General features: G+C 34.0%; 23 protein-coding genes, 2 tRNA genes and 3 pseudogenes. 13 read left to right on the forward strand and 15 right to left on the reverse strand.

Features of this window, described 5'->3' with window-relative positions:
• Positions 1-574 (forward strand): annotated as a pseudogene (locus NAAC61_RS06370) (hypothetical protein); the annotation flags it as partial.
• 162 nt (positions 575-736) lie between these two features.
• Here the strand turns inward: NAAC61_RS06370 and NAAC61_RS06375 are convergent.
• From NAAC61_RS06375 to NAAC61_RS06425, 11 genes are all read right to left on the reverse strand, one after another.
• On the reverse strand, positions 737-2,056 hold the full coding sequence (locus NAAC61_RS06375; RefSeq protein ID WP_202695534.1) for an MFS transporter: 1,320 nt from the start codon (positions 2,054-2,056) through the stop codon (positions 737-739).
• Between the two features lie 48 nt (positions 2,057-2,104).
• Complete coding sequence (locus NAAC61_RS06380) at positions 2,105-3,334, reverse strand: MFS transporter (RefSeq protein WP_202695535.1); 1,230 nt, start codon at positions 3,332-3,334, stop codon at positions 2,105-2,107.
• A gap of 66 nt (positions 3,335-3,400) precedes the next feature.
• A complete protein-coding gene (locus tag NAAC61_RS06385) occupies positions 3,401-5,119 on the reverse strand; it encodes an ABC transporter ATP-binding protein (RefSeq protein WP_202695536.1) in 1,719 nt (572 codons plus the stop codon).
• A gap of 190 nt (positions 5,120-5,309) precedes the next feature.
• Positions 5,310-5,894 carry a hypothetical protein gene (locus tag NAAC61_RS06390; RefSeq protein WP_202695537.1) on the reverse strand — a complete coding sequence of 195 codons (585 nt, stop codon included), beginning with the start codon at positions 5,892-5,894 and terminating at the stop codon, positions 5,310-5,312.
• A gap of 11 nt (positions 5,895-5,905) precedes the next feature.
• Positions 5,906-7,885, reverse strand: a complete 1,980-nt coding sequence (locus NAAC61_RS06395) for a methyl-accepting chemotaxis protein (protein WP_202695538.1) — start codon at positions 7,883-7,885, stop codon at positions 5,906-5,908.
• A gap of 45 nt (positions 7,886-7,930) precedes the next feature.
• Positions 7,931-9,274: a glycosyltransferase family 4 protein gene (locus NAAC61_RS06400; protein WP_202695539.1), complete on the reverse strand. Its 1,344-nt coding sequence runs from the start codon at positions 9,272-9,274 to the stop codon at positions 7,931-7,933.
• Between the two features lie 27 nt (positions 9,275-9,301).
• Positions 9,302-9,592 (reverse strand): NAD(P)/FAD-dependent oxidoreductase, encoded by a 291-nt coding sequence (locus NAAC61_RS06405; protein ID WP_202695540.1) that lies wholly within the window; start codon positions 9,590-9,592, stop codon positions 9,302-9,304.
• 20 nt (positions 9,593-9,612) lie between these two features.
• Positions 9,613-10,002 (reverse strand): NAD(P)/FAD-dependent oxidoreductase, encoded by a 390-nt coding sequence (locus tag NAAC61_RS06410; RefSeq protein WP_202695541.1) that lies wholly within the window; start codon positions 10,000-10,002, stop codon positions 9,613-9,615.
• A 36-nt stretch (positions 10,003-10,038) separates the two neighbouring features.
• The gene (locus tag NAAC61_RS06415) at positions 10,039-10,887 is read right to left on the reverse strand and encodes a methyl-accepting chemotaxis protein (RefSeq protein WP_121514825.1); all 849 of its coding nucleotides are present in this window, start codon (positions 10,885-10,887) and stop codon (positions 10,039-10,041) included.
• Positions 10,884-11,657, reverse strand: coding sequence for an MBL fold metallo-hydrolase (locus tag NAAC61_RS06420; RefSeq protein ID WP_012208528.1), 774 nt, complete (start codon positions 11,655-11,657; stop codon positions 10,884-10,886). Before NAAC61_RS06420 ends, NAAC61_RS06415 begins: the two co-directional genes overlap by 4 nt.
• A gap of 103 nt (positions 11,658-11,760) precedes the next feature.
• Positions 11,761-12,855 (reverse strand): BMP family lipoprotein, encoded by a 1,095-nt coding sequence (locus NAAC61_RS06425; RefSeq protein WP_012208529.1) that lies wholly within the window; start codon positions 12,853-12,855, stop codon positions 11,761-11,763.
• A 145-nt stretch (positions 12,856-13,000) separates the two neighbouring features.
• Here NAAC61_RS06425 and NAAC61_RS06430 point away from each other — a divergent pair.
• Positions 13,001-13,072 (forward strand) — tRNA-Arg (locus NAAC61_RS06430).
• A gap of 5 nt (positions 13,073-13,077) precedes the next feature.
• Here the strand turns inward: NAAC61_RS06430 and NAAC61_RS06435 are convergent.
• Genes NAAC61_RS06435 through NAAC61_RS06450 form a run of 4 tightly spaced genes read right to left on the reverse strand, consistent with a single transcriptional unit; the run spans position 13,078 to position 14,590 of the window.
• Positions 13,078-13,416, reverse strand: a complete 339-nt coding sequence (locus NAAC61_RS06435; protein ID WP_158245201.1) for a YraN family protein — start codon at positions 13,414-13,416, stop codon at positions 13,078-13,080.
• A gap of 1 nt (position 13,417) precedes the next feature.
• Positions 13,418-13,720, reverse strand: a complete 303-nt coding sequence (gene gatC, locus NAAC61_RS06440) for an Asp-tRNA(Asn)/Glu-tRNA(Gln) amidotransferase subunit GatC (RefSeq protein ID WP_103065277.1) — start codon at positions 13,718-13,720, stop codon at positions 13,418-13,420.
• A gap of 17 nt (positions 13,721-13,737) precedes the next feature.
• Complete coding sequence (locus tag NAAC61_RS06445) at positions 13,738-14,127, reverse strand: hypothetical protein (RefSeq protein WP_012208532.1); 390 nt, start codon at positions 14,125-14,127, stop codon at positions 13,738-13,740.
• Positions 14,128-14,137: 10 nt separating this feature from the next.
• A complete protein-coding gene (locus NAAC61_RS06450) occupies positions 14,138-14,590 on the reverse strand; it encodes a hypothetical protein (RefSeq protein WP_012208533.1) in 453 nt (150 codons plus the stop codon).
• A gap of 194 nt (positions 14,591-14,784) precedes the next feature.
• On the opposite strand from NAAC61_RS06450, the gene NAAC61_RS06455 reads away from it, so the two are divergent.
• The 11 genes and pseudogenes from NAAC61_RS06455 to NAAC61_RS06505 all read left to right on the forward strand — a co-directional run bounded on the left by NAAC61_RS06455 (position 14,785) and on the right by NAAC61_RS06505 (position 22,846).
• Positions 14,785-15,492 carry a hypothetical protein gene (locus tag NAAC61_RS06455; RefSeq protein WP_202695542.1) on the forward strand — a complete coding sequence of 236 codons (708 nt, stop codon included), beginning with the start codon at positions 14,785-14,787 and terminating at the stop codon, positions 15,490-15,492.
• A 20-nt stretch (positions 15,493-15,512) separates the two neighbouring features.
• Entirely contained in the window at positions 15,513-16,169 is a 657-nt protein-coding gene (locus tag NAAC61_RS06460; RefSeq protein WP_202695543.1) for an N-glycosylase/DNA lyase, read from the forward strand.
• 108 nt (positions 16,170-16,277) lie between these two features.
• Positions 16,278-16,514: an FmdB family zinc ribbon protein gene (locus tag NAAC61_RS06465; protein WP_041534044.1), complete on the forward strand. Its 237-nt coding sequence runs from the start codon at positions 16,278-16,280 to the stop codon at positions 16,512-16,514.
• 39 nt (positions 16,515-16,553) lie between these two features.
• Positions 16,554-16,629, forward strand: a tRNA-Lys gene (locus NAAC61_RS06470).
• Between the two features lie 197 nt (positions 16,630-16,826).
• A complete protein-coding gene (gene infC / locus NAAC61_RS06475) occupies positions 16,827-17,354 on the forward strand; it encodes a translation initiation factor IF-3 (protein WP_012208537.1) in 528 nt (175 codons plus the stop codon).
• Positions 17,355-17,392: 38 nt separating this feature from the next.
• Positions 17,393-17,590: a 50S ribosomal protein L35 gene (gene rpmI, locus NAAC61_RS06480; protein WP_041534045.1), complete on the forward strand. Its 198-nt coding sequence runs from the start codon at positions 17,393-17,395 to the stop codon at positions 17,588-17,590.
• A 45-nt stretch (positions 17,591-17,635) separates the two neighbouring features.
• The gene (gene rplT / locus NAAC61_RS06485; RefSeq protein ID WP_012208539.1) at positions 17,636-18,001 is read left to right on the forward strand and encodes a 50S ribosomal protein L20; all 366 of its coding nucleotides are present in this window, start codon (positions 17,636-17,638) and stop codon (positions 17,999-18,001) included.
• 190 nt (positions 18,002-18,191) lie between these two features.
• Positions 18,192-18,795 (forward strand): annotated as a pseudogene (gene cysC / locus NAAC61_RS06490) (adenylyl-sulfate kinase).
• Between the two features lie 108 nt (positions 18,796-18,903).
• Positions 18,904-20,057 (forward strand): annotated as a pseudogene (gene sat / locus NAAC61_RS06495) (sulfate adenylyltransferase).
• 282 nt (positions 20,058-20,339) lie between these two features.
• Positions 20,340-20,609, forward strand: a complete 270-nt coding sequence (locus NAAC61_RS06500) for a metal-sensing transcriptional repressor (protein ID WP_012208542.1) — start codon at positions 20,340-20,342, stop codon at positions 20,607-20,609.
• 17 nt (positions 20,610-20,626) lie between these two features.
• A complete protein-coding gene (locus NAAC61_RS06505; protein WP_202695544.1) occupies positions 20,627-22,846 on the forward strand; it encodes a heavy metal translocating P-type ATPase in 2,220 nt (739 codons plus the stop codon).
• Positions 22,847-22,850: the final 4 nt, after the last annotated feature.

Below are 22,850 nucleotides of genomic sequence, written 5' to 3' on the forward strand. Positions count from 1 at the left end.
GCAGTTAAGGGTAGAAAACCAACTTTCTGAATTTTTTACTTCGTATCTTGTTCATTATTATAAGCAAGAGGTTAAATTAGAAAAGGTGATTAAAGAGATAGAAAGTGGAAGTTTAATCAAAGAAAGATGTGATTATTACACAAGAGAGTTAATAAACTCAATATTTGAAGAAACTCCAAAGATAGATGTTGATTCATTACTTACAAACAACCAAAGACTAAAAACATTCACAAACAAAGATATAACTTTTAAAGAACATCCTTACTATTCAGCAAGGAAAATCCTTGTAAAAAGATTCATGAAAGACTTAAATAAAAAGAATTTAAAAGAGTTCATTGAAAATTACATTGGACTTGATACAAAACAAAAAAAGACAGTAGAAAAGTTCATAATGAATTACGGTAGGTACTATGATTTGAAGGATATCCCCAAAGAATTCACACCGAAAGTACCAAAAGAGATTGATCCATTCGTGAAAAAGTATACGTTGAAAAGGAAACCTTCTGCTATTTCTTTTTATGTTTTTGAAGGGGAAGAGAGAGAAGAGTTTGTGGAAATTTGCAATAATTTTTAATTGAAAAGACTCACATTAGATGTCCGTAAAAAAGATTGGTTATCTCATAGACATAAATACCTTCAAACCAATTCCTTATTTGAATGACAATTAATTAAGATATAACTTTCACTCCAGATTCATTAACCCCTATTTTCGGTAAAAAATTGGGCTCACTTTTTGTTAATCTAAAACTGCATCTGGATTATTTTCTTCTAGGTTCATTACTACTTTATTAAATAGCATTAAAACACAAACGACAATTAAAATCAAACCAGATAGAATGAACATAAGTCCTATCCCCCTGTTTTTCCCAACACCTATTAAAGAGCCAATCCAAGTATTCGATAATGTACCTCCATCGATAAGAAGTGGATTGAATACTTTTTCTGCCAAAACACCTGATAATACAATTGCAACTGGAGTTATAATTTTCAAAAGTCCATCTATCACAGCACCCACTCTCCCCAAAACTTTACCTTCAATTTTGACCTGCATTATCGTACCCAATGTCGCATTTGTGAATGGAACAGGCAACATAAATATGAAAAATCCCACACCAATTATATACCAAAGAGGCGATACACCCATCACACACAAACCTATACCTGATAGTATGAGGCTGATAAATATCGCCTTTACCCTATTTTTACTAGTTGGTATAGTACTTGCAACTAACCCTCCTAAAACTAATGCTACTCCTGATAAGGAGTTTACCATCCCATAAATTACTGAATTATAATTGCCCATTATTATTGGTCCAACAAGTACAAAACTTAAATTAGCTATAAAGTTTAACAGGGCAAATACTGCTATGAGTGAGAAAAAACCTTGTTTCCCTTTTAAATATGTAAGGGCATATTTAAAATCATTGATTATATTACCCATATTTACCCTTTTATCTTTGATAACAGGCTGTGGGATTTTTTGTGATACAACCGTTCCTATTGCTACGAAAAAGGTTATAAAATCGATTGTTAATAAACCTGATAAATCAATTAAAGGGTATAGGGCTCCTGCTACTACAGGTGCTATTATATTTTGAATGGATGGGATTAATTGCATCATTCCATTTGCCCTACCAAGGTTTTTCTTAGGAACAATTTCTGGAATAGAGGCAGTGAATGCAGGACCTTGAAACGTCCCAAATATTGCAGATATGAAGTTAATAGGAAAAATCATCCATAGTTTCATTTGCCCTGATACAAGCAGTATGATCATAAAGATTTTTAAAAGTGCGTCAAATGCGTCTGTGAATATAATTATATTTTTCCTGTTTCTCCTATCAGCGAATGTTCCTGCGATCGGTGCAAAAATTATCCCTGGTAAAACTCGCATTAAAACAGTCATAGTAAAAGTCATTGCACTTCCAGTTGTTTCTAGAACCCAGACAGATAACCCAAAAGTTGTCAACCCAGAGCCTAAAATAGAGACGAACTGCCCTATCCAAATTATCATAAATTTTTTCATAGATTTTTCTTGGTTTGACTTATTTTGATTCATCCCTTTTAACCTCCAGATAATATCTTATGAAAACAAGTATTAATCTAACTATTTTGATTTCTCGACATTCTGAATTCTTTCTTTCACTGCTCTTATTGCAGTACCGATTTTGATTAATAGCGTAATTGTAATAATGCTTCCTATAAAGGCTAACAACCAATTGTATCGAAAACCTATCTGATCTGCAATATATCCACTTACCAAAGGAATAGTGAATCCAAACAGGGATCCAGCAGCAGAAATAGCTGAAATATAAGATGCTCTCCTCTCGCTTGGAATGAGATCATGAACCCAAACTGAACTGGCACTCTTATCTATGCCCAATCCCAATTCGATTAAACTGGCTCCTAAGTAGAAAGCAACGATTGAAGTGTGAGAAGCAATAGTAATAGAACCTATTGCAATTAAACTTTGCCCCATTATTGATACTTTCACACCTTCAAAACGCTTTAGAAGTATGCCTGCTAAACTATTTCCGACTGCTAAAACTACAAGAAAAATGGCCATTGTGAAACCTAAGTATGCGGTAGACAATTTAAGCTCTTTGACCATATATAATTGCCATATCATTACAAAGGTCTGGAATGCGATTCTTCCTGTCATAGAGCGAATCAAAATTAATCTCATCGTGGTACTTTTAAAAATATCAATTGTGTTTCGAACAAGGGCTTTCCTAAATGAAATTGCCCTATCTCCGTAATTTTCATTTAAAATGAAAATAAGAATGATGGATGTTCCAAGTCCCATTATACCAGCAACCAATAAGGGAAAATCCGGACGACCAATTGCAAGAAGAGAGGATAATAAAGCCACAATGGCACCGAATATTAGTGAAATTGCATTTGCATTCGGAAACACTTTCGTTTTTAAATGCGATCGACCCTCTTTAGTAATTTCATCTACAAACCAAGCTCCTGGAGTACCACTAATCAACGATACGCCGACTGCCCACAATAAAATACTCAAGATAAAAGTGAATAGATTACCTGCTTGGAAAAATACCAGTAAACCGATGGACCATATAAAAAATCCTAACACTAACGATCTTTTCCGACCGTATTTATCTGCAATGTTTCCAGTTGGATAGTCAAATACACTTAACGCTATTGAAGAAATCGCTAATACCTGTCCGATTTGAAATGAAGTTAATCCCCTTATACCCATATGAGCAACATAGACAGTCCCAAATAATTTATCAATACCCTCATAAAGCATAATAATAAAATAATATTTCATTATTGTAGAGTCAAGTTTGATTGATTTACCAAAACGTCCCATAGGTTAGACCCTCCAGTTTTCATAAGATTATTGCCTGATGAATGAACTATAATTCCTTTTAAGTTTTTATCTGTCATTCTGAGCATCTTTCACATACTGTTTCTTAAATAACTCTCTGTAACTTTCATTCTTTTGGTATAATTCTATGTGTGAACCGGAATCCACTATAGTACCGTTTGCCATAAAATATATTTTATCTGCTTTTATTATTGTTGAAAGGCGATGAGAAACCAATATTATCGCCATATCTTTTTCCTTTTCCTTCAGCCTTTCAAATATTAATTCTTCGGTACGTGAATCCATTGCAGAAGTAGCTTCATCCAACAACAGCACCTTAGGGGGATGTAATAATGTTCGAGCTAAATTGACTCTTTGCTTTTGCCCACTGGATAAAAGCAAGCAGTTTTTATTAAGAGACTCTGAAAATTCTGTTAGTTGTGTGATTTCTAAAATCTTATTTATTATACTTTTTTCAACTTTTTCACCTAATAAGATATTCTCTTCTATACTTGCATTGAATATGAAAGGAGAACTTTCTACATATTTTATATTTCTTCTCAAATCTGAAAGATCATATTGTGAAAATTTTAATTTATTTAACAATATTTCTCCTCTTTGCGGTTTATATAATTCAGTTAACAGTAAAAGTAAAGTACTTTTCCCTGTTCCAGTTGATCCAACAATGGCTATCTTTTCACCTTTGCTGATTTTTAAATTTATATTCTTTAATATATAATTATTTTCCTCATATGAAAAGAAAACATCGTGGAAATCAATTGTAAATTCTTTTGGAAAGAGTATTCCTTTACGTACTTTTTCCTCTTCTTGGTTTAGTAAAGTTTCAATTCTATCTATTGATGGAAAAGCAGCAGGTGTGGTAGTGAAGAGAAAAGCAAGGTTCCATACTGGGACATATAGCCTTCCAACGAATGTGAAAAAGGCGATCAGCGTTGGAATATCTACTAAACCCCTCATTGATAAAATTGCACCTATACACAAAATAATAATAGGTAAACCTTCTTCAATATACATAGTTATACTATTATATAGTTTTTCATAAAAACTTTTGTTTTTCATAGAATTATGCCAGTTGCGGATCTTGTTTTGAAAAAGATGGTAAAAATAGGCGGTTTTTTCCAATAATCTTATGATAATTGCTGAATTTATCCCTTCTTCTATTGATTTTACAACATTATCGTTTGCCTCTCGTTCTAACAAAGACATACTTTCCATCTTTGGTTTGAACTGCTTTTGGCATAATAAGTATATGGGCAAGGAACAAACAAATATTATCGCTAAATAAGTATTTAATTTAAAAGCGACATAACATCCTACCGAAAACTCAGCTATTGCCTGAAAAACAGATGTGAAAAAAAGCGCTTCTTCTCCAACTATGTCAATATCAGAGGTGAATCGCGCCATCAATTCACCTGATGGCTTCCTTTTATGGTACGAAGCTGGTAATTTTAGAACTTTTAGGTATAATTTCTCACGCAAGCTCCCTTTCACTAATAGTTTCAAAATGTCTCCATGATAATCACTTAAAAACCAAATAAAACGTGTGAGGGAATAAATAACAAGAATCAGTAAAGCTGTAATTAGGGCACTTTTCATCCCTTGCCCATCGTTTATTGTTGTAATTTCTTGCATCAAGTTTTCTATTAAAAATGGAGTCACGGCTACTAGTGGTATAAAAGATAAAATTAGTATGAAATTTATAAATAACTCTTTTTTAAAACGAGAGACCTCTTCCCAAAGAAAATACAACGCGTTTTTATATTTCATTAAGTTCCTCCATTTGACGAGGAGAGCTTATAAAATTTGCGACAATTTTTAATTGAAAAACGCCCATTTAGGGCGTTTTTTTGAAAATTATTTCAATAACTTTTTTAGCTCTTCTTATGAGTTTAGCTCCCCTTCGCCCCTTAATTTATCAATCAATATCTGCACCATACATTGTAACCCACCAATTTTGTTATTTTATGTATCCTTCTTTTTTTAAGAAATACTGTGATAAATTTAGTATTCTTTTATCCTTCATTAGGTCTTTGAAAAATTGATCGTATTCTGGTTCGCTTTTGTACCATTTGTGTATTAAGTCTAAAAAACCGATATCTTCATCCTCTTGCTTTATATACAACCTTGCATAACCATATCTGTTCCATATATTTATCTGGACCATGTAATCATAAGATAAAGATTCTATGATTCCTTTTAGGGTTTCTCTGTCTTTTTGTATGGCTTCTTTTTCTTTTTCTAAAATTGAGAGAAGGAATAACAGGAATCCTTCTCCCAGTTCCTCGATGATTATTTCGTTTTTTTTAGATGTTTCTTCATCAAAATCAAAGAAATCCTCATCTTTTTGAAGTGCGTAACCAGGAACGATTTCAAAGGTTTTTAAGATTTTTAGTACTTCTACTATTTCCTTTTTGCCTTTCACTTCTTTTCTGAATCTAAGGATGTTTTCTCTTTCGTAAGTTTCAAATTTGAGTTTGTCTAAAACTTCAAGTTGGTTGTCGGTGAGTGCTTCTAAATAGTAACCTAAGTACAGTTTAATCAAGATTAATTCTCCTACAGTCTGAATATTTTCAACTGTTCCGAGAGCTCTTCTGATAAAGTAGAGAGTTCTTGAGAGTTCTTTTCGATTTTCTTTGAGTCTTCTTTTTGGTTGTTAATCGAATTGGTTACTTCATTCAAACTTTCGCTAATAGAAGTTACCGCTTGTGCTACTCTGTCCATGGCTGAGCTCATTTCTTCTGTGCTTGCGCTTTGTTCTTGCGAGGTTGCCGTTAAGTTGTCTATTCCGCTGTTTAAATTTTTTACCATGTTTAAAATTTGTTGGAATTTGTCGTTTATACCGTTCATTTGATCGTTGATACTTTGGATTATTCCAACGGTTTCGTTTGTGCTGTCATTTACGACGTTGGTACTGTTTTTAATACCTTCAATCATTCTTTCGATTTGTGAAGTTGAATTTTTGGAATCTTCCGCCAAACTTCTTATTTCATCTGCTACAACAGCGAATCCTTTCCCTGCTTCCCCTGCCCTTGCTGCCTCTATAGCAGCGTTTAAGGCTAGAAGGTTTGTTTGCTCTGTTATAGAATTTATCGTGTTAACGATCTTGCCGATGTTTTCAGACCTTTCTATTAGGGCTTTTACCACATTCTGCGTTTTTTTGGATTTATCTACAGCCTCTTTTATCGTTTTATCTATCGATTTTATAGACTGAAGTCCTTCGTTAGCTGCGTTTTCTGTTTCTGAAGCAGCAGTGTTGAGCTCTTGAGCTGATTTAGAAACATTTTGAGCGGCAGCAGATATTTCCTGAATTCCTGAGGTAACTTCTTCAACAGAGGCGGAAGTATCTTCAGCATTTTCACTGATTTCAGCAGCCTTTTCCGAAAGGGTTTCTGCCGATTGAGAACTATTTTTAGAAATGTTGAGTAATTCCATAGCAGAACTGTCGATCTTCAAAGAGTCTTCTCTTATTGAGTTTATAGAGTTCTTCCAGGCACCTATTGCTTGATTTAGTGAACCTGCCATTTGCCCAATTTCGTCCTTGGAGTTTATTTCAACGGAAGTTGATAAATTGCCTTCTCCTACCTCTGAAAGATACGTCTTCAGTTTGTTTATCGGTTTTATAATGTAGTAAATAACGAATAAAATACCTACTATTACTGCAACTACGGCTATTATTATGAAGAGTATAAGAGTGAACATCGTGGTAGATCTTACTTCACCGAATAAATTGTTAGTATCTACTTGGGTAATAACGGTCCAATTCGGATCACTAATTTTATTATACGCTAAGAATGTCGACCCATTTTGAACATACATGGAACCACTGTTTTGAGTTAAATTTTTAAAGTATTCTTCTTGTGAAATGTCTTGACCGATTGTATCACTTTCTGGATGAAAGATTATCTGACCTTTTTGGTTTATTACATAAATCGTTTCTCCAGTTCCTAACTCATTACCAATAATTTCATAAACCTTGGACATAGAAAGATCTATCCCCACCACTCCGACTATTTCATTTTTAACGTTTTTTACCGCCTTTGAAAGGGCAACTAAGGTATCACCCGTTACAACATCTACGTAAGGATCTGATACAATAACTTCTTGTGGCTTTTGAATAGCGTCTTTGTACCATGGCCTTATTCTCGGATCAAAATCGTTTGGTAGTTTTATTTCAGATTCTAGTGGTCTTAAAAAGATTTCTCCATTTTTTGAACTCACATAAACAGCTATGAATTCAGGGTATCCTTCAATGAAATTTTGCAGCTTTTGATACATTCTATCTCTTTCTTCTTGTGATTGCTCAAGCAAATTGATGACATCGGGATCAGCAGCGATTGAAGAAGTAACTTTTTTGAGATCATTCATGTACTGATTAATAAAATTGGCTGTTTGGGAATTGTTAACTTCGATTAATTGAGAAGTGTCTTCTCTTAAAATGTTGCCATAATTCAATGATGAATATGTGATAAAAAATGCCATAGGTACAACGGATACCAAGATGATTAAAACTGCCATTTTCCATTTGAGAGTCATATTTATTTCCCCCTGAATTTATTTTTTTATTTTGCCTTTAGAATTTTATAGCGCCCTTTCACCCCGCACCCCAACTTTTTCCACCAACAAGTTTTTTAACTTTTTCTCCAAAGTTTCATAGGAAAAATATTTTTTCCCAAGTTCAAAATTCTTCTGGACGATCTGTGAAGCCCTTTGGGGATCGAATAGAATTTGAAAAATTTTTTCTTTTGCTTTAATAATTTCGTTTTGGTTGACTCTGTACATACCCCTTTCATATTCAGCTTTACTACCAAGACTGACAACCTCAAAGCCTAAGGGAGCTATGTCTTTTTTGTAAACAGGATATTCGAACATCAACACAGGTGTTTTTGCGAATATCGCTTCCAAAAATTGATTACCAAACCCCTCTAAAATGCTTGGATAGGTTATAAAATCAGCTATTGCATAAAAATCCCATAGAGAGAAAATTTCTTCCTCTTCGTGTCTGATGTCATCGGAAATGGAAAAAGCTAATTTTAGTTCTACATCTTTTTGTGAGGCGTATTGTTTCAACACTTCTACATAATCGGATTCTTCCGATAAACCAGGTAAAACCAAAAATACATTAGTGTCTTGCGTTATCTTTTTACCGTTAAAAGTTGTTTTTCCAATATACTTTTTTAAATCCTTTTTTACTTCTGCTACTGTGTCGATTGCCAATTCAATAGCTTTCCTTCTGACGATTCTAGTTGCTTGTAAAAATATTAGATCGTTTTGAGAGATGCTTAGTTTGTCGTATATCTTTATGTTGTAATCGTCTATTTCCCACCGCTTTTGATTAAAATCAAATACGTTAGGTATGACGATACTATCCAACCCTTTTTTATTTTTTAACTCTTCTTGTGCTAACGAATTTATGACAACGTGAGTTATATCTTTTGGAGGAAAATATTCTTCCAAGATCTCTTTGATGTAATCGTTGGTCGGATTTTTGTAAAAATCTCTTTCCCAATAAAAATCATGGTGGTGACCTATCATTTTAATACCGTTGTCTTTACAAAACCTGTATATAGCCACAGCTGCTGCAGGATTATGGGCTAATGAAAAGATGTTATTCACAATCATTACATCCAAATCCATCATTTCATACAGTTGATTGTAAATATCTTCTATGTATCTATTCATCTCTTTTTTAAAATAATTCTCGTCCCACTCGTCTAAATTTACAAAAGATTTTTGTTTGAGTATGTTACTTCTTTTGTCCGTATATGCGATGTATGGGATTTTAAATCCGGGTGATGTTCCCATATCTCCGGCGATTAAATACGTTTTTAAATGCATATTTCTGAGAACTTGCTTCCATTTAACCATTTCTAAGGAAACACCGTCTGTTTCTCCTACTCTGTAGTGTACTAAACCAATCTCCATTGGATTGACTCCCCTCCATGCTACTTTTTATTCAGAAGAAGCGGAACTTCCTGCTAAGTATCCACTAGACCATGCCCATTGCAAATTGTATCCGCCGCTTTCTCCAGCTACATCCATAACCTCACCTGCAAAAAATAAATCAGGTATAATTGTAGACTCTAAAGTATAAGGGTCTATTTCAGTTGTATTAATTCCCCCTAAAGAAATCTGAGAATCCTTCCAATTTGTTGTACCTACAACTTCGAAGTTCCACTCTTTTAAGTTATCGGCTAGCATTTCTATATCTTTATCATTCAAACTGCTAACAGGTGCTTGCAAATCTTCAAACCCTATCTTGGCTAAAAAACTTGGAAGTTAAGTACAACTTCCACATTGTGCTTTTCTAATTCATATATGAAATTAGTAACGATATCTTTTGATTTTTCTGTGTAGGGGAAAAGTTTGGAATCCTTTTCTTTTATCATTATCCCTAATTCTTCAAAAACACTAAGTGTTTGCACGACACCAAAAATATCAAGTACTTTTTTTACAAAAGGCAAATTGTTGCTGTAGTAATGGGTTTCATTCATGTCCAAATTTGAGAAGTTCCCTCTCCCGTTACTGCTTGCCAAGAGTTTTTTAGCTAATTTGCCTTTTCTTTCAATTATTCTTACTTTTGCGCCGTTCCATGCTGCAACTGTTGCAGCCATTAATCCAGCAGCTCCTCCACCGATCACGGTAATCAGCATAACACATTTCCCTCTTTTAGAAGATTAGCTTGCTTTTTAAATTTCAATTTCTTTCAATTTATTTTGCATTTGCAATACAGTTTCTAAGACTTTTCCTAATGTATGTATATTGTTCACAAGTTCTTCTATATTTTCTTTTGAGGCGAGCAAGTTGTTGGTGTTTTCTTTAAGTTCTTCTTTTCCCGAAACCAAATTTTGAGTTAATTCATCCATGAAGGCTAAATTTCCATTTAACGTAACAAGAGCTGCTTCAATAGAATCGGTTATGGTTGAAAATATTGCTTCTAAGTTGTTTATTATTCCTTTGACTTCTAGTACCTGATTTGATAGGTTAACGATTCTTTCAGAAATTTTATTTGATGCGATGTTAGTTTCTGACGATAATTTTTTAATTTCTTCGGCTACTACTGCAAATCCTCTGCCGGCTTCTTTTGCTCTTGCGGCTTCTATCGAAGCGTTTATCGAAAGTATGTTAGTTTGTTTGGCAACGTTTTTTATAACATTTGTGAGTTCTTCTATTTCTTGAAAATTATCCATCAAATGCGATACACTTTCTAGTGATTTTTCTACATCTTTTCCTACTTCATCAAAATCCTTCCCAAATTTCTTTAATTTGGAGATGATTTCTTCATTATTAGCAGAAATCCTTTTTTTCTCTTCTTCTCCATTTTCTACTGTTTTTTCAATTACATTTGAAGTGCTCTCTATACTTTCTATGAGTTCAACAAGGGTTTCTCCAACTATATTAGTTGAATCGTTAACTCTCTCAAACCTCTCTCCCAATACTTCCTGGAGTTTTTCGATGAAAGAAACGAGAAGATTTTCATGGTACACACTTTTTGCTAATCCTTTTATGGTATCAGTATAATTCTCCTTTTCACTCATTTTGCCCCAACCCTATAGATGGTATCTATTAAATCTATTCCACATTCTAAAGATTCAAACCAATTTAAAAATTCTTTAAATTCAGGCTTTTTATATATTGCCCCATGCTGTGGCACCATCTGTTCAACATCCAACTTTTTAACTGTGTCAACCCATTTTTTGCAGACTTTGTTCGACGCCATATACCTCTTGTGAAATCCTTCTATGTATTTTATATGTTCTGAGAAATTTTCCACAAAAACCTTATCTTTCCCTTCAGGGAAAACAGATACACCTATATCCCCTGAAAAAAGTATTTTAGAAATCGGATCGTAGAGGTTGAAATTTCCCGTTGAATGTAAGAAATGTGCGGGAATTATTTGTAATTCAGCCCCATCTTTAAATTTTATCTTTCCTCCAGAATCTTCTATCAAAACCATCCTGGATTTTTCAAAAACTCCAAAGTGAGGTAAAAATCGCTCCCATAATTTAGATATATAAAACTTAGTTTCCAATATACTGTCCCACAAAGTTATTCCCGATGATACGTCGGGATCTTGATGGGAATAGAACACATGTTTGATCTTACCCAGGTCAAGAAATTCAACGACGCTTGCAAGAACGCGTGGAAATACATGTACTCCTCCTGGATCGAGTAATACACCTTCGTCATTGTGAACAATTAGATACTGATTAGTCGGAATACCTTCAACGCTTTTTCTTTCCGATCCTAAAAAAACGAATTTGTGTTTCCCATTGTCAAACAGGGTTATGATATTTTCGTTATCCATATTATTGTCCTCCTTCTAGAGCAATTTTAATGACTTTTGAAATTTCAAAAGAATATATATAGCGCCCCTTTGCTTCGCTCCCAGCCCCATCTATATGAGTTTATTAAAATGGAAAATTTATATTACTAACATCAAAAGAGCCTAATTCTGCCTCATTTTTGGGAATATTAACTTCTCCGTCTTTCACCAATTTTTCCAAAAAGACTAATTCTGCAACGACTTCATTTGGGACCATTCCTTTCGTATATTTCATGAGGGAGATACCCATACCTTCTTCTTCTATTCCTAGAACGTGATGACCGGAATTGAAATTTCTATCGTACAATGCAGACCTGATCCCTTCGAATGCAGCAACATCAACCTTTTTTCTTGAACTAGTTAAAACATATCCTGGAGCCATATAATCTTGGTCCATATCGTATCCGATTACGAAATATCCTCGTCCTTTTTCAAAGTATTTGTCGATAATTTGATTTAAAGGGGCATTATCAGGTAGGCCATAAAATGATGAACCCACTTCTTTGGCAGCGTCTATAACAGCTGCGGTAGTTACCCCTGTGAAGACAATATCCGCTCCATGATTGTAATGAGAAAGAGCAATTTGTTTAGTTTTGGAGGAATCCGTAAAACTACCAACGTAACCTGTAATTACCGTTACGTTTTCCCCTTTAATTTGATTAAAGGCTTCAACGCCTGCACGATACCCAATTTCGTACCTTTTAACAGGAGGAATTTCTAACCCGCCAATAAAACCCACTTCATTGGTTTTTGTCATGGAAGCCGCCAAATATCCAAGTAAAAATCCACCTTCTTCTTCTTTAAAAGTATAAAGAGCTAAATTAGAAGGAATTACCTGATTAGGAGATGGTTCTATATCTATTCCTATGAAAAATGTATCAGGATACTGCATGGCGAAATTGAATAAAACATCTGCCATCATAAATCCTACCCCTATTACTACATCTCCATTCTGGGCAGCATTTGTAAGATTCGGAACGTAATCAGTCTGTTCTTTTGATATGAGGATTTCTGCTTCAATACCTGGAAGTTGTTCGACAGCCATTTGGACACCAGCCCAGGTACCATCGTTGAAAGATTTATCCCCTAGTCCCCCTGCATCCGTCACCATTATAACCTTTAATCCAAACATGTTCACTACCATGATAACTGCTAACATAAGAACCAAAAGTTTTTTCATGCTTTTAACCCCCAATATAGTATTTTACTGTTTCTACCAACTTTAAAACTTGCTATTGTTCCTTTCAAGTAATTACAACCCTTAGTATCCTTCATCAATTGACAGCTGTCGAATTTTCTGCTATAATAGTTTTTGTCTTTAGTAAGCCCCTGTAGTTCAACGGATAGAACGGTGGATTCCTAATCCGCAAATGAAGGTTCGACTCCTTCCAGGGGCACTTTTTTATAGCCTTTGAGCTGGGTAATAATTTATTAATCCATCGTTGGTGATAGAAATTACATCAATTTGAACTTCATCAAATTCTAGGTGTTGATGAGTAGCTATGAAATAATTACCAACTTTCATTATTTTTTTTAATTTTTTAGAATTTACCCTGAAGGCAGGGTCACCAAAAGTTTCTTTCCCACCTTTTACTTCTACAAGATGCAGTATTTTGTTTTTTAAAGCTATTATGTCTATTTCACCATGTCTGTAGGAAAAATTCCTTGCAATTATTTGATAATCCCTATTCAAAAAGTACGCAACGGCTTTGTCTTCGTAGACTTTTCCTTTTGTATTCAAATTATTCTTCCTCGTTAACATGTATACCAGGAACTGCGAGAAAACCATCTTTATTTTCTGGAAAGTTGTTTATTATTTTTTTTCTGCTTTCAAAGCTTTCTACTTCGTCTTTTCTTAAAATGGAAGTCGAGAATTCGACTGGGGAGATCATTTCTTCAACCCCGTCAACGTCTATTTTGTCTAATATTTTTTGATACTCTAGTAAAGCGTTTAGATCTTTCTTTATCCTTTCTTCTTCACTTGGACTAAGTTCTATATTAGACAGTTTTTTTAACTTCTTTATTAATTCGGTATTTATTTCCATGAGTTAATGCTCCTTTCTTAATTCAAACCTAAAATGAGCTTTACTTTCCCACTTTCTATCTCAAGTTTCTCTATACTTACATTTTTGCTAATAGGGTTCTCGGGGATGTTGATAATAATGGTCTTGTCGTTTAATTTAACAAATTTTGGAAGTTCTTCTTCCTTAATCATTTTTGTGGGGAGATTATGAAAAAACTCATATCTTCCTGTTAACGCTTTTGGATATGTCTTTAATTTTAAATAGTATTTAAACATCAACACCTTGAATCTAATTTCGTTATCACTGAACTCTATATTTGATACGTGATCAAATATTCTTTTCAGAAAGTGAAATTTACTGTTTTCTAAAATTTTTATCAAAAATTCTTTGGCTGCCTCTTCATCTATTTCTATCAATATTTCTTTCATTACTCACCGCCTATTTTTTGAATTCAAGAAGTAATTCAAACTTTCCGTCTTGCAGAATGAATCTAGAAATTTTTAAAGATTTTAACATGGTATCAACAAAAGGATTTATTTTTACTTTATTAAAATCTATCAAAATCTCATAATCTTTGGAAGAAACCGCTTCGCTGAATTCTGAAAGTATATAAAATACACCTTCTAAAATCTTTCTGACACCTTCATCACCACTCAAGGACAAGCGCAACTTTCCGTTTTCTAAATCTTCTGGTTTTTCTAAAATCTTAATCAAAGATTCCACTTTTGAATCTTTCCCCAAAAAATTGACCTCCATTTGAAAACTTATTCCATCTTCCCTCAGCTTTACATTCAAATTTTTTAGGCCTTGCACTTGGGTATTTTCTTCGATAACTTTGTCTATTAAACCGTTTATAAATTCTTCATCAACCTCGATTCTTAAACTTCCCAATTTAATTCCTCCTTCTAACTTTTAATTTTTTTGTACCCTAGAAATCTTTATCACTCTTCACTTCGTTCAAGAGAGTTAAAACCTTTTTAAAATTATACCATAAAATTGATTTTGCCAATCAAAAATATGTGATACAATTAGTTGGTTTAAGATTTTAAAAATACTAATTTAATTATAAAAGGGGTGAAATTGATATGGTAACTCCAGATTTTATCAATACCGAAGCTTTCACAAATCTTTATTTATTGTTAGTTAATTCAGTCTATATTTTGTTGCCTTTATCCCTAATACTTTTACTCTTTTCAAAGATTTCTTTCAAAGTTACTATTTTTCTTTTGGGTGTATATGCATCCTATTCCATAGTGATACCTTATCTGCTCAAAGTCCCCTTAATTAATAATTTTGTTCTAACGTTTGGTGATTACAGCTTTTTTATTTATTTGATATTCAGTTTGATCTTTGGATTTGTATTTTATCATTTAGTTAATGTAGCCTTTGTGGTTGGTGGTTTCCTTTTGGGCGGACTAGTTGGTTACTCAATAGGAACTTTTATAATTTCTTCCAATGGAGAGTGGATGAATAATCTACCTTTTTCCATTTCTTACATTCCTTGGATAATTTTTGCTATCTTAGGCGTGATTATTGCCATCATCTTTTCAAAGAATTATCAGTCTATTATTTCGATCATCTCTGTGATATTTGGTAGTTTTATATTATCTTTTTACACCATCTATTTATTGGAAAAACACACATCTATTACCATCGGAAATAATTCTTTGCTAAATGGATGGGAACAGCTAAGCCAGCCAGAGTTTTTTGGAATCTTTATTTCTCTTATAATTTATATGATCTTAGGTTTCTACTTAATTGTAAGATCCAACAGAAAAAAAGCTAATAATTGACACAATTTTGGAGGAATAAGATGATCCATTCTAACATAACAAATTCTTTAGATATTTTGGTCAATAAAATAGAAGATGTGAAACTTACAATTAAGGATGAAGTTGAAAGAAGGTTTGAAGAGTTTAGGGATATTGGAAAAAATGGCGATGAATTGGACTTATTCAGTGAGTTATCTTTTTGTGTATTAACGGCAAATTGGAGGGCAAAGGGTGGCATAAAAGCGCAAAAATTAATCACAAAAGAGGGATTCGCTCAATATAACGAAGAGCAATTAATATTAAAATTAAGAGAAGTTGGACATAGGTTCCCAAACACCAGATCAAAATATATAGTCGAAAATAGATGGATAATTGGAAGTTTGAAAAACTTACTTCAAAAAGATATTTCACAAAGCAGAAGGTTTTTAGTTGAAAATATAAAAGGTATTGGCTGGAAAGAAGCCAGCCATTTTTTAAGAAACGTTGGAAAAGAAGACATCGCTATATTAGATAAGCATATATTGAAAATCATGAAGAATTATAATCTCGTGAAAGAAGTCCCCAAACCTTCTTGGACGGAGAAAAAGTACACCGAGCTTGAAAAAGAACTCAGAGTCTTATCAAAGATGGTTGAAGAACCTTTAGGAAAATTAGATCTTTATCTATGGTACATGGAAACGGGCCAAATTGACAAATAAAAAAACTATTAACATATATAACATATTAAATTTCACATAAATTTGATAGGCTACTTTTTGGTTATTTGTGATTTTTTATCAAAAAATACAAAAGGGGGAAAGATAAAATTGCCTCTATATAGATACAAGTGCAAAAATTGTGGTTATGAGTTCACTATTTTGCATTCTATGAATGAAACACCTGAAGTTAAATGTGAACTATGTGGTTCAAAAGCTGAAAAGATAATTGGTAATGTTGGTATTTCTTTCAAAGGTGAAGGTTTCTATATTACCGACTCAAGAAAATCCAAATCAAAATCTTCTTCATCTACGTCAAGTAAGGAATCAGATCAAGTCGCTTCTTGACAAACAAATTGAGTTAAGGTATAATTAAAAAGTGGTATAGGGCCATTAGCTCAGCTGGTAGAGCGACTGACTCTTAATCAGTAGGTCGTGGGTTCGAAACCCGCATGGCCCACCAGAATTTAATAATATATAAAAGGTAAAGAGGAAGTCGCCCGCAGTTAACTTCCCACCCCGGGGAATAATCAAAAACCGTCAGGGGTACGCATGTTGAAAAAAATGACTCTTTGATTAGGAAAAGAGAGTTATTTGTGTTTAAGAAGAAATGGGTGACGATCCGTCACCCATTTTTTATATGTTAAATAAGGAAGGTGATTGTGTATAAGCGATAAAGTCGCTAAAAATAATGAGATCAAAGCTAGAAAAGTTCTGGTAATAGATCAAGAGGGGAACAAACTCGGAGAGATGCCGACAAAAGAAGCGTTAAAATTAGCCGAACAATCAGGAGTAGACTTGGTTTTAGTAGCCCCTGAAGCTAAACCTCCAGTTGCCAGAATGATGGATTATGGTAAATATATCTACGAAAAAGAGAAAAAGGAAAAATTAGCTAAGAAAAAGCAAAAAAAACAAGTTCTTAAAGAGATGAAATTTAGACTCAGAATCGATGATCATGATTTCAACACCAAATTGAAAAAGATAAGGGAATTTTTAGAAGATGGCTATAAAGTAAGAGCAGTAATTATGTTCTTAGGTAGAGATATACTTTTTAAAGAAAAAGGTAAGGAAATACTTGACAAAGTGGTATCTCAAACGTCGGATATAGCAAAAGTTTCCAGAGGGGCAAAATTATTGGGTAAAGATATGGATATTATTTTAGAGCCAATCAATGAGGAGAAAAAATAAGTAATCTACATATACTCTAAAAATTGGGAGGAATCAAGATGCCTAAATTAAAGACAAAAGGTTCTGCGAAAAAAAGGTTCAAGGTCACAAAAAACGGAAAAATTCTTCGACATAGAAGTAACGTAGGACATAATACGGGTTTCAAAAATAGCAGTCATATGAGAAGGCTAAAAAAAGAGGTAGAAGTACCGAAGGAAATAGTAGATAAAGTTGAAAAATCACTTGGTCTAAAATGATGATTTGAAATCAAACTTAATTTAAGTTAAAGGAGTGTATAGGAGATGAGAATTAAAAGATCTGTTACTTCTCACAAAAAAAAGAAAAAATATATAAAAGCGGCAAAAGGCTACTCGGGAGCAGTAGGTAGACGTTATTCATTGGCAAAACAACAATACTACAAATCTGGAAAATATTCTTATGCAGGTAGAAAAAACAAAAAAAGAGACTACAGAAATCTTTGGATAACAAGAATCAACGCCGCTGCAAGAGCACAAGGATTGAAGTATAATGAGTTAATTCATGGTTTAAAATTGGCTAATGTTGACATAAACAGAAAAATGCTTTCTGAACTTGCCGTAAACGATCCAGATGGATTCAACGAATACGTGAATATTGCTAAGCAATCTCTAGCTGAAAGCGTACAATAACTACAAAAGGGCGAATATACTCGCCCTTATTTTTTTATCTACAGTCACTTTTGCTTTCCTTTTTAACCTAATCCCCGCATATGTTCTAATACCTTAACTTGACTGAGCCCTCTGATTAGAGTATAATCTTCTTGGCAGAGTACTTTTGTTAAGATTTATATTATGGATAAGGCTTTTGGGAGGTATAAAAGTGGAGAGAAAAAAGAGTGAAAATGTAGTATGGCATGCTGGAAAGGTAAAAAAAGAAGACAGAGAAAAACTTTTAGGACAAAAGGGAGTAATCCTTTGGTTTACGGGGTTATCTGGATCTGGAAAATCGACTATAGCACATGATTTGGAAGAAAGATTGTTGAAAATGGGAAAGTTGTCGTATGTTTTGGATGGAGACAACATTAGACACGGTTTAAATGGTGATTTAGGATTCTCCCAGAAGATAGGGAGGAAAATATTAGAAGGATAGGAGAAGTTGCAAAGTTATTCTCAGATCTTGGGATAATTACAATGACAGCCTTCATTTCCCCATACAAAAAAGATAGGCAGAGGGTAAGAGAGCTAGTAAAAGACGGGGAATTCATAGAGATATACGTAAAATGCCCACTTGATGAATTAAAAAACAGAGACCCAAAGGTATGTACGAAAAGGCAATAAAGGGAGAAATAAAAAATTTCACAGGGGTTTCAGCTCCTTACGAAGAGCCTGAGAATCCTGAGTTAATTTTGAACACCGATGTAGAAAGCATAGAAGAATCGGTTGAAAAAGTCATTGAATATTTAAAAAACAACAATATTATCTGATTGCAGCCTTGTGCAAAAATTAAAGTACCTTTTATCCTTAAGGGTGGGGAGCGGGGTGAAAGGGCGCTAAAACAGTTTTATGAATAAAACCTATGGAGGTCTAAAAAAATGATTGAGCCACACGGTGGAAAATTGGTCAACAAAATAGCTACTGAAGAAGAAAAAAAAGAATGGTTAAAAAGGTCGAAAGAGTTAAAAAGTATAAGTGTAACTTATTTTGATCTATCTGAGTTAGAAAACATTGCAACTGGTTTATTCAGCCTTTAGAAGGGTTTATGACAAAAGAAGATTACGATTCTGTTTTAAACAGCATGAGATTATCTAACGGAACGGTATGGTCTATTCCAATAATTCTATCGGTAAAAAAAGAGATTGCGGACGAATTAAAAGTGGGAGAAGATGTATTGATAAAGAACCAAGAAGATTCAAAAGAGTATGCTATACTACATCTTCAAGAAAAGTTTGAAAGAAGAAAAGAAGAAGAGGCGTTGAAGGTTTACAAAACCCAAGACGAAACCCATCCTGGGGTGAAGTTTTTATACGAGCAAGGAGAAATAGCATTAGGTGGGGAGATTACCTTACTCAACAGGATAGAGCACGAAAACTTTCAAGAGTTCAGATTCGACCCAAAAGATACAAGAAAGATATTCTCTGAAAAAGGTTGGAAAACGATAGTAGCCTTTCAAACGAGAAATCCCATACACAGGGCACACGAGTATTTACAAAAAACAGCGCTTGAAATCGTCGATGGTTTGTTCTTAAACCCGTTGGTGGGAAAAACAAAAGATGAAGACATTCCTTCTGATGTGAGGATGAAATCCTACGAAGTTATACTGGACAAGTACTACCCAAAAGAAAGGGTATTTTTAGGGGTATTTCCTGTTAACATGAGATACGCTGGACCAAAAGAAGCGATCTTTCATGCTATATGTAGAAAGAACTATGGATGCACACATTTTATTGTAGGAAGAGACCATGCAGGTGTTGGAGATTACTACGGAACTTACGAAGCTCAAGAGATATTTGACCAGTTTAAACCCGAAGAGATAGGGATAGTACCACTAAAATTTGAACATGCATTTTATTGCACCAAATGTGAAAGCATGGCTACAGCAAAAACATGTCCACACGGAAAAGAAGACCATGTATTCCTCAGTGGGACAAAGGTAAGGGAAATGCTTTCAAAAGGAGAAAAACCACCAAAAGAGTTCACAAGAGCCGAAGTTGCAGAAATACTAATGGAATACTATATGAACAAATGATTTAGTTAATTTTTAGATAAAACATTGGATTGTTGGAAAATATACAAGGCGTCTGCATAAGGCGCCTTTTTTATTTTACAAAACAATACTTAGGCTTTTTACCAAAAAATCAATTTTGTGGGATTATATGACTAACTTCAGAGTTACTTACTCGCAAGTTACTAACTCGTGAGTAAGTAACTAGGTTTACTGTTTTGACAATCCATATTAATTTGATCGTAACAAAAATAGTTTATAATTTTTTTATCCTCCCTGGTGGGATGGATAAAAGGAGGCGATTTTATGAAACATGAAAAGGCTCTTAGAAAACTTAAAACAGCGCGTGGACAGATTGATGCAGCTATAAAAATGATTGAAGAAGAAAGATACTGTATTGATATATCTAAGCAACTGTTAGCCACAATTTCTCTTTTAAAAAATGCACACTCTGAAATATTGAAAAAACATATAGAAACATGCGTGAAAGACGCAACGTCTTCTAAAGATCCCGAAGAAATCAATGTAAAATTAGAAGAACTTGAAGAGGTTTTTGATTATCTCAAAAAAACTTAGAAAAGGTGGTGTACTATATGAGTGAAGTCAAAGAAAAACCGATAGAATCTACAAATTCTCAAGAAAAATTTGCCGAAAATAATAAAGTATCTTTTAGCGTTCAAGGGATGACTTGTGCTACATGTGTAAAAAACGTAGAACGGGCGCTTAAAAAATTAGATGGGGTAAAATATGTCTCAGTCAATTTAGCCACAGAAAAAGCTATAGTAATATCACAAGAAGCAATACCGATGAACGAAATCAAAAAGGCTGTAGCAGATGTTGGATACAAGGTCTCTGAGGAAATGCCCACCGAGGATCTGATAGAAAAAAGATTCAAAGAATCACGCAAAGATATGTATATTTCATTAGCCATTACTATACCTCTTATGGTTGTTATGATTTTAAGTATGAGCGGGGTACATGTTCCTTTTATGCTATTGATTGAGTTAATCGGTGGCGCAGCCACAATTTTCATTCCAGGTAGAAAAACTTTAAAAAGTGCCTGGATCGCTTTATCTCATCTTCACACAAATATGGATACATTAGTTTCTCTTGGAGCTATCTCCGCTTGGGCAACAACAATTTTAGCAATTGTAGGATTGAATATTCTTTCTTTTGGTACTATCGCATCTATGCTAATTACACTGAATCTGGTGGGTAGATACATCGAAGCAAGGATGAAACATAGTGCTTCAAGAGAAATAAAACTCCTTCTATCCATGAAAGTCGACAAAGCTAATGTTATTACTGATGACGGAGTGGTTGAATTACCCATAGAGACCGTCAAAATAGGTGATTTAATACTGGTGAGACAAGGTGAAAAAATACCTTTAGATGGTACTATCGTAGAAGGGCAAGCTTCCATAAACGAGTCTATGATAAGCGGTGAACCATTACCCCTATTAAAAAGCGAGAAGGATCCCGTAGTAAGTGGAACGATAGTTGAATCAGGTCTCTTAAAAATAAAAGTAGAAAAAGTCGGAGAAGACACATTCCTAAATCAAATGATCAAACTTGTAGAAGAAGCTTCATCCTCTAAAGTACCTATTCAAGCTCTGGCTGACAGAATAACTTTGTATTTTATCCCGACGGTTTTTTCGTTAGCTGTCTTAAGTGGTATGATTTGGTTTTTCCAATATGAAACATTCCAACCTTTTTTGATTAACGCTTCAAAAGTCATTCCTTGGGTTCTTACAGATGCTGGTCCGCTATCTACGGCAATTTTCTCGTTTGTTGCCACACTTGTTATAGCGTGCCCATGTGCACTTGGCTTAGCAACACCTATGGCTCTTGTGGCTGCCAGTTCTGTATCTGCCAAAAAAGGATTGATAATAAAAAATGGAGAAGCCATCCAAACGGCTAAAGATATAGACACAATTCTCATGGACAAAACTGGAACCTTAACTAAAGGGCAACCTTCAGTTATTGAACACAATTTAGATGATGAAACATTTTTGATCATTTCAGAAATAGAGAAAAATTCTACTCACCCATTGGCTAAAGCCATAGTCGAATACGCACATGAGCATATTAAAAATCAGAACGTTGAAATTGAAGAAATAGAGGAAATAACAGGCAAAGGAATCGTTGGGACATACAAAAACAATGAATACTATATAGGTAAACCACGTGATCCAAAACCATATCAAGCATTTATGGAAAACGCAGAGACGGTAATAGAGGTAAGTAAAAATGAAAAAATTGTTGGCTACATAAGAATCGCAGACGAGATTAAAAGTGATGCAGTAGAAGCTATAAAACAATTAAAAGAAATGGGAATGGAACCCATAATGGTAACAGGCGACAACGAAAACACCGCCAGAGCCGTTGCTAAAAAGGTTGGAATTGATAAGGTATTTGCAAATATATCACCCCAAAATAAAGTAGAAATAGTCAGAAAATATCAGATAGAAGGGAAAAAGGTAGGCATGATAGGCGATGGAATAAACGATGCCGCAGCATTAAAATCATCTGATATGGGTATTGCAATAGGTAACGGAACAGATTTGGCAATAGAATCTGCGGATGTAATAATAAGTCAAGGCGAAATTTCAAAAGTTATAGATGCCATAAATATATCAGAAATAACCTTTAAAAAAATCAAACAAAACTTATTCTGGGCTTTCTTCTACAACATTATCGCGATACCTTTGGCAATGATCGGCATCCTTCACCCAGCAATAGCAGAGGTCGCTATGTTATTTAGTTCCATAAACGTGATTTACAATTCAAGCAGAATCACAAAAAAACTATAGGAGG

This window comes from Petrotoga sp. 8T1HF07.NaAc.6.1, assembly GCF_016772115.1.
GTDB classification, from domain to species: Bacteria; Thermotogota; Thermotogae; order Petrotogales; family Petrotogaceae; genus Petrotoga; species Petrotoga mobilis.